We start from the raw sequence: 6,751 nt of genomic DNA, 5'->3' as shown, positions 1-6,751 counted from the left end.
CAAGCAGAAGGGCCGCAACCGGGTCGAAGCCGGCCGGACGGTGCAGGACATTCCACCTCGTCGGGTCGGTCTGGTGACTGCCGGCGTGACGCCGGGCTGATCACACCCCGTTGAGAACCGCCCGGCGAGGGAACTCGCGGGCGGTGGTCGCGTTCACCGTGCGCGCAACAAGGAGCGCGCCATGTCCACATTCGCAATCCGGCCGCCGGTTCATTTGCGCGATGGCCACGCGATCGCGTCCTCGATGGAGGCCGCGAGGCTCGTCCGCGACCACGCAATGACCCATTGCAGCCTAACCGCCTCCGTGCTCGCGCGGCGCCTTGAGCGGATCGAGACAGCAGACGAAGCCCAGAAGCTGGCACTTGAGTTTCGCGCCTGGGCAGATCGTGAGGGGCTGTTACTGACCAGACCCTTGAAGCGAGCTACTGTCGCTCCACTTTCGCATCATCGATAACCTTGCGCCATTTGGCGATTTCGCCGGCGATCCAGTTGCGCATCTCATCGGGCGTCGAGCCCCGCACTTCGTTGCCAATGCCTTCGAGCTTGTCGCGGACCTGAGGCTGCTTCAACGCATAGAGAATCTCTGCATTGAGCTGCCGGACGATCGGTTCGGGGACGCCCTTGGTGGTCGCAATACCCATCCAGGACCGCACGTCGTAGTCCTTCACCGTTTGTGAGGCCGGAGAAATGCCCGGAAGACTGGGCCAGGCCGCGGGGCTCGTCACCGCGAGGCCGCGAATGGTCCCGGCCTGAAGCTGCGGACGCGTCACGGTCAGGGTGTCAATCATGACGTCGATGCGGCCACCAAGAAGGTCGGTCACCGGCGCCTGCCCGCCACGATAAGGGACATGCACGAGTTCGATTCCGGCGAGCGAGGCCAGCAATTCGCCCGCCAGATGCTGGGTCGAACCGACACCGACGGACGAATACGTGATGGTCTTCGGCTTTGCCTTGGCCTCCGCGACGAGGTCGGCGAGCGACTGGAATCTGTGATCCTTGCGCACCGAAATCACGAACGGGAAATAGATCAGGGTCGACAGCATCTGCAGATCGTCGACAGGGTGAAACGGCAGCGCCTTGTAGAGCGCCCCAGAAACGGCGTGGCCTCCGGTCAGCACGATCAGATTGTAGCCGTCAGGCGCCGCCTTGGCGACGCGGTCCGTCGCCAGATTGCCACCGGCACCGACCCGCGGCTCGACGACGACCTGTTGGCCGAGCCGCTCGGCCAGCACAGGAGCGATGATCCGCGCAACCGTATCGGAATTTCCGCCGGCGCCGAAACCGTGTGACAGCGTGATTGGCCTCGATGGATATTTGTCCTGCGCCGCAGCGCCGGTCGAAATGGCAAGCGCCGCGGCGAGCGCGGCAAAGGCAGTCAAACGCATTCTCTTCCTCCCCGTTTTTTCGCATTGGATCATCCGCGGCATTCAATGGGAAGAGCGCTTGAATGCATGGCCCTACGCCGTGACAATGGATGCGACGCGCGGGTCGATTCCCCAAATGCCCCATCTGCAATCGTTGCTGGGCCTCATCGCCATTCCGGCGCTGGCTTTCGCCTTGAGCGAAAACCATCGCGCGGTTTCGTGGCGGCGCGTGCTTGCCGCCATGGCTCTGACGGCGATCCTCGCTGCGCTGATGTTCAAGGTACCGGCGGTGCGAGCCGGGTTCGCTGCTGCAAACGTCGCGGTCGAGGCCATTGCGGCAGCAACGCGCGCCGGTACGGCCTTTGTCTTCGGATATCTGGGCGGAGGCCCCCTGCCCTTCGAACCGAAAATCCCCGGCAGCGAATTCATCCTGGCCTTTCAGGCCTTGCCGCTGGTGCTGGTGATGAGCGTACTGACGACGCTGCTGTTTTACTGGCGCATCCTGCCACCGATCGTTCGCGGATTTTCGTGGGCGCTGGAGCGCACCATGGGCGTTGGCGGCGCGGTCGGATTGTCAACCGCCGCAAACATTTTCGTCGGGATGGTCGAAGCGCCCCTGTTCATCCGCCCCTACCTCGAAAAGCTGAGCCGCGCCGAATTGTTCATTGTGATGACCGGCGGCATGGCCGGGATCGCGGGGACGGTGCTCGTGGTCTATGCAACGATCCTGCGGCCGCTGGTGCCCGATATCGCAGGGCATCTGCTGATCGCATCGGTGCTTGGCGCTCCCGCCGCAATCCTCATCAGCGAGCTGATGGTGCCAGAATTCCGCACCGACGCGACCGCAGGCGAATATCCCGACCCGCCGCCGGTCGCGAGCTCGACCATGGACGCCATTGCGATCGGCACCGCGCAGGGTCTCGCATTGTTACTGAACATCATCGCCATGCTGACGGTGCTGGTCGCGCTGGTTCACTTGGCGAATGCTATCCTGAGCGTCTTTCCGGAGATCGGCGGGGCAAACGTCACGCTGCAGCGCATGCTTGGCATCGTGATGGCCCCGATGTGCTGGCTGATGGGATTGCCCTGGACCGAGGCGCTGCGCGCCGGCGAGTTGATGGGCATCAAGACCGTGCTGAACGAGTTCATCGCCTATGTCGAACTGGCGAAGCTGCCGCCCGACGCGCTGAGCGATCGATCGCGGTTGATCATGATCTATGCGCTGTGCGGGTTCGCCAATTTCGGATCGTTGGGCATCATGATCGCAGGATTGACGGTCATGGCGCCGGAACGGCGCGAGGAGATCCTCGCGCTTGGGCCAAGGACGATCGTCTCCGGCACGCTTGCGACCTGCACGATCGGCGCGATCGTGGGGCTCGTGAACTAGGCCACCGCCTGCCGCTGCTGCAATAGCGCCGCGCGGCGGACCTTGAGGAAATGAATGGCGCGCCTGGCAACGTCGACCTCGACGCTTTCGTACGTCGCCTCATCGATCATCGGCCCGCAAAACTCCGATCCGAGTTTGTCGATCCGGAGCGTCAGCACGCGCTCGGCAACGGGCCAGCCCACGCCCAATGCGCGCAGCAGCACAATGAGGCTGTCGGTCCTACCCTGTGCCACGAGGTTGAAGCCGTAATCGCGATCGAGATCGCAGACACCCGCGATCAATGTCGCGAGGTCGAGCAATCTCCGTTCGACGGCAATCGCCATCAGGACGTCGTCGAGCTTTTCCGCGCAGGCGCGCACGCGTTGAATGCTGCGGTTGATTTGAGCCACATTCTTTGTTCGATCCGACATCCAGCCTGCGCCTTGATCCTGGACCACCGCGGGATTGAATTGGACTTCGGCGCTGCGCAGCTTTGCGACAAGAGACTGGGACACGATCGACAGCAATTGCCCCACCGCTTCGAGGGACAGATCGTTTCGGCCGACCAAAGCCTCCTGCAAGTGCGGATCGCTCGCGGCCTTGCCGATCATCACGCGCATGCCCTGCCGCGAGAGCGTTGCGCCGCTGTTGCAGGCGAGCTTGCGGAGAACCGGCCCTTCGCCACGCTGCACGAGAATATCGGTGACAGCCGGCCTGACGCCGTCGCGCTCGGCGAGCGCTTCGAGATGGCTCTGCGGCCCGTTGTGCGCCACATCGGCCATCGTGCGATCCGAGAGCTTGCGATAGTCGCGGATGATCGGACCTGCGACCGCGATGTCGTCGTCATGGATCAACGACGAGACCACATGGTCCGGAAGCTGGTCCATCTTCGCCAGCGAGGCGGCCGCCTGCGCGCGATCGGCCGGATTGATTTGCGTAAGCAGCTTGCCGACGATGTCGCTCAGAAGATGCTTAATTGTCGGCGTCGGGGGCTCGTTCGCGACCGCGAAGGACTCCGCGATGATCCGCAGCAATTCAAGCCGCTTGTCCGAAGAGCGATGGCTGGCAAGTTCAAGAAGGTAACGGGCCGGCATCTCATTGCTTGCCTTGGCTGTTTCGCACCAACAGCTAGCGTCATCCAACCCAAAATTGCGTAAATGGATCTGGCGGAAATCATCGCGCGCATGTCACTAGGGACAAAGCCCGCGTTTGCGCTTACCGGAGCGTTAATTCGATCGTGAAACTGATTGCGACTTTACGCGGGAGAGAGTGAACACCGCGAATGCCAGCGCAAAGAAGACAACGGAAACGAATCCGATCGCGCGATAATATTCGTGCTGGTACAAAATGCCGGCGGCGCCGGACCCGAGCGCCTGCCCCACATAAAGCACCGAGGTGTTCAGCGCGACAGTGGCGGTTGCGAGCAGCGGTGCCGCAGTGACAAGGCGCGCCTGCTGCATCGTGTTCCCCGCAGTGATCCCGAGCCCCAGGATGAAAACGCCCGCCGCCATCACGGCAAGCACGCCGTTCCCGAGGGAAAATGTCAGGCCGCCTGCCATCATCACCATGATGAAGAAGCCAAGCGTTCGATTGACGCCGGCGAATTGCACGATCCGTGTCGCGGCCAGGTTGCCGATCAATCCGGCAACGCCGAGAAGCGTGAACAGAATACCGGCCGCTGCCGGCCCGCCGCCCGCGACTTTCTGCACCAGCGCCGCCATATAGACCGTGATCGAAAACTGCCCGGACATCTGGAACAGGGTGATCAGCAGGATCAATATCAACGTCCGATTGCGACCGATGTCGACGAAGCTTTGAAGCGACAGCGGGTGACCCTGCAATCCGCTCGGCAAGGATGCAAAATTGAGCGCCGCGCTGACCGCGGCCGCCAATCCGATCGCGGCATAGGCCTCGCGCCAGCCGAAGTGACTGGTCATCATGGTGATCAGCGGCAATCCGACCGCGATGGCCAGCGACCAGCCCAAAAACACGAAGGCGATGGCGGCGGGGCGCTCCTTCTCCTGTGCGATCAGCGCCATGGTGCTCGCCGCCTGTGGCGTGTAGATCGCGACCAGCGCAAGCATGGCAAGCCGTAGTCCGAGGATCGCGACATAGCTGTCGACGCTGGCGGACAGGAAATGCCCCGCGGCGACCACGGCCAGCGTGCCGCTCATGAGGAGGCGCCGGCCGACCCGTGCGGTCAGCCAGGACACGAGGGGAGATGCGAGACACAGGACTACCGCACCATAGGTAACGAGCAGGCCGATATCGCGAACGGTGACATGAAGCGCCGCCGCCAGCTCGGTCAGCATGCCGGCTGGCGCCAGGACGGACAGGCCAGTGATGAAATTCCCGCTCAACAGGGCAAGGCGGGACGACAGGTGGGTCATGCAGCGACGGAGGTCAAAGGGTCACCGACGCTATTGCAAATGCTGCTGGTTGGCTATGTCGCCGGCGGAAGGGGGGCACCCCGCGCGCCACCTTGACAGAGGGCGAATTGACGGAGGGCGAATGGCACAGCGCGACATCCGCGCCGCCGCACTCAAACCAGCGAGGCAGGGAGCGGGCCACATGCGTGTGGCCGCAACACTGGCGCCTGACGCTATCGCGACCGGCCTAGTGCAGGCGGAATACGCCGTCGATGGCCCGAATTTCGGACGGCCGGATCAACCGCGAATGCGCCACGGTCACAGTGTGCAACGCGCCCTCTATGGATTTTTCCCAGAAGCGGAGAAACTGGTTCAGTTCGGGAAAGTCCGGGCAGAGGTCGTAATTCTGCCAGACATAGGTTTGTAGAAGCCACGGGTGGTCAGGCCGGCGGTAAAGGATTTCGGCGGTCGTCAGTCCGTAGCCGGCGATCTGCTTCTGGAAGTCCTTTGATACCATGTCAGTCCTCAGGCGAAGCGATTCCCACGTTCTGTGAGACGCATAGATTTCAATCGCGGTTTGGAACTGACAAGCCCAAAAATTGAATTTTGTTCCTAAAATCAATGCGTTAGCAGCATTTGCTCACGGCTGCTGACAAAATGCGATCCGCCGTTAACCACGCCCGCGCGTGCTAGCAGTCCCCCTTGACGAGTGCCAATTTTTTACGGCAAACCCCTTGCGCACGGAATAGCCGGCCCTAGATCGCCGGCAGCCGGTTCCAGTCCGGTCCGTCTTCAAATTTCTAATGTTTCGAAGCACTGATGGAGGATACCCATGAAGTTCCGCCCGCTTCACGACCGCGTCGTCGTCAAGCGCATTGAGTCCGATGAGAAGACCGCCGGCGGCATCATCATCCCGGACACCGCCAAGGAGAAGCCCCAGCAGGGCGAAGTCATCGCAGTTGGCCCGGGCGGCCGCGATGAGAGCGGCAAGCTTATTCCGATCGACGTCAAGGTCGGCGACACGGTTCTGTTCGGCAAGTGGTCCGGTACCGAGGTCAAAATCGACGGCGTCGAATACCTGATCATGAAAGAGAGCGACATCATGGGCGTGATGGAAGACACCGTCGCGCGCAAGAAGGCCGCCTGATCCAACAACGATAAATCCGAGGAACATCAAATATGGCTGCTAAAGACGTAAAATTCTCCGTCGACGCACGCGAGAAGATGCTGCGCGGCGTGGATACGCTCGCCAACGCCGTGAAAGTGACGCTCGGTCCGAAGGGCCGCAATGTTGTGCTCGACAAGTCGTTCGGCGCTCCGCGCATCACCAAAGACGGTGTGACGGTCGCCAAGGAAATCGAGCTCGAGGACAAGTTCGAGAATATGGGCGCGCAGATGGTGCGCGAAGTCGCCTCGAAGTCTTCGGACTTCGCCGGTGACGGCACCACCACCGCCACCGTGCTGGCCCAGGCGATCGTCCGCGAGGGCATCCGCTCGGTTGCCGCCGGCATGAACCCGATGGACCTCAAGCGCGGCATCGACCTCGCGGTCGAGGCCATCGTCGAGGACCTCAAGAAGAACTCCAAGAAGGTCACCTCCAACGAGGAGATCGCCCAGGTCGGCACCATCTCCGCCAACGGCGATCAGGAGAT

General features: G+C 62.2%; 7 protein-coding genes. 3 read left to right on the top strand and 4 right to left on the bottom strand.

What is annotated here, in order from left to right:
• Window positions 1–422: 422 nt before the first annotated feature.
• On the bottom strand, window positions 423–1,385 hold the full coding sequence (locus VN004_RS01085) for a tripartite tricarboxylate transporter substrate binding protein (protein ID WP_325606259.1): 963 nt from the start codon (window positions 1,383–1,385) through the stop codon (window positions 423–425).
• 115 nt (window positions 1,386–1,500) lie between these two features.
• Here VN004_RS01085 and VN004_RS01080 point away from each other — a divergent pair, with 115 nt between their 5' ends.
• The gene (locus VN004_RS01080) at window positions 1,501–2,751 is read left to right on the top strand and encodes a NupC/NupG family nucleoside CNT transporter (RefSeq protein ID WP_325606258.1); all 1,251 of its coding nucleotides are present in this window, start codon (window positions 1,501–1,503) and stop codon (window positions 2,749–2,751) included.
• On the opposite strand, the gene VN004_RS01075 is transcribed toward VN004_RS01080, so the two are convergent.
• The 3 genes from VN004_RS01075 to VN004_RS01065 all read right to left on the bottom strand — a co-directional run bounded on the left by VN004_RS01075 (window position 2,748) and on the right by VN004_RS01065 (window position 5,616).
• Entirely contained in the window at window positions 2,748–3,824 is a 1,077-nt protein-coding gene (locus VN004_RS01075; RefSeq protein WP_325606257.1) for a DUF2336 domain-containing protein, read from the bottom strand. The genes VN004_RS01080 and VN004_RS01075 overlap by 4 nt on opposite strands.
• 132 nt (window positions 3,825–3,956) lie before the next feature.
• Window positions 3,957–5,120 carry an MFS transporter gene (locus tag VN004_RS01070; RefSeq protein ID WP_325606256.1) on the bottom strand — a complete coding sequence of 388 codons (1,164 nt, stop codon included), beginning with the start codon at window positions 5,118–5,120 and terminating at the stop codon, window positions 3,957–3,959.
• Between the two features lie 226 nt (window positions 5,121–5,346).
• Window positions 5,347–5,616, bottom strand: coding sequence for an usg protein (locus tag VN004_RS01065; protein ID WP_325606255.1), 270 nt, complete (start codon window positions 5,614–5,616; stop codon window positions 5,347–5,349).
• A 315-nt stretch (window positions 5,617–5,931) separates the two neighbouring features.
• Here VN004_RS01065 and groES point away from each other — a divergent pair, with 315 nt between their 5' ends.
• Complete coding sequence (gene groES / locus VN004_RS01060; RefSeq protein ID WP_325606254.1) at window positions 5,932–6,246, top strand: co-chaperone GroES; 315 nt, start codon at window positions 5,932–5,934, stop codon at window positions 6,244–6,246.
• A 32-nt stretch (window positions 6,247–6,278) separates the two neighbouring features.
• Window positions 6,279–6,751: TCP-1/cpn60 chaperonin family protein (locus tag VN004_RS01055; protein ID WP_325606253.1), on the top strand; the 473-nt coding region annotated here is incomplete at its 3' end.

It is taken from the genome of Pseudorhodoplanes sp., from assembly GCF_035565855.1.
GTDB lineage: Bacteria > Pseudomonadota > Alphaproteobacteria > Rhizobiales > Xanthobacteraceae > Pseudorhodoplanes.
The sequence above is the reverse complement of the archived record's forward strand: the minus strand, read 5'-3'. Positions and strand labels throughout refer to the sequence as shown.

Bases quoted from the DNA above. Each gene is read 5' to 3' on its own strand.
- VN004_RS01085 (WP_325606259.1), bottom strand. From the start codon at position 1,385: ATGCGTTTGACTGCCTTTGCCGCGCTCGCCGCGGCGCTTGCCATTTCG.
- VN004_RS01080 (WP_325606258.1), top strand. From the start codon at position 1,501: ATGCCCCATCTGCAATCGTTGCTGGGCCTCATCGCCATTCCGGCGCTG.
- VN004_RS01075 (WP_325606257.1), bottom strand. From the start codon at position 3,824: ATGCCGGCCCGTTACCTTCTTGAACTTGCCAGCCATCGCTCTTCGGAC.
- VN004_RS01070 (WP_325606256.1), bottom strand. From the start codon at position 5,120: ATGACCCACCTGTCGTCCCGCCTTGCCCTGTTGAGCGGGAATTTCATC.
- VN004_RS01065 (WP_325606255.1), bottom strand. From the start codon at position 5,616: ATGGTATCAAAGGACTTCCAGAAGCAGATCGCCGGCTACGGACTGACG.
- groES (WP_325606254.1), top strand. From the start codon at position 5,932: ATGAAGTTCCGCCCGCTTCACGACCGCGTCGTCGTCAAGCGCATTGAG.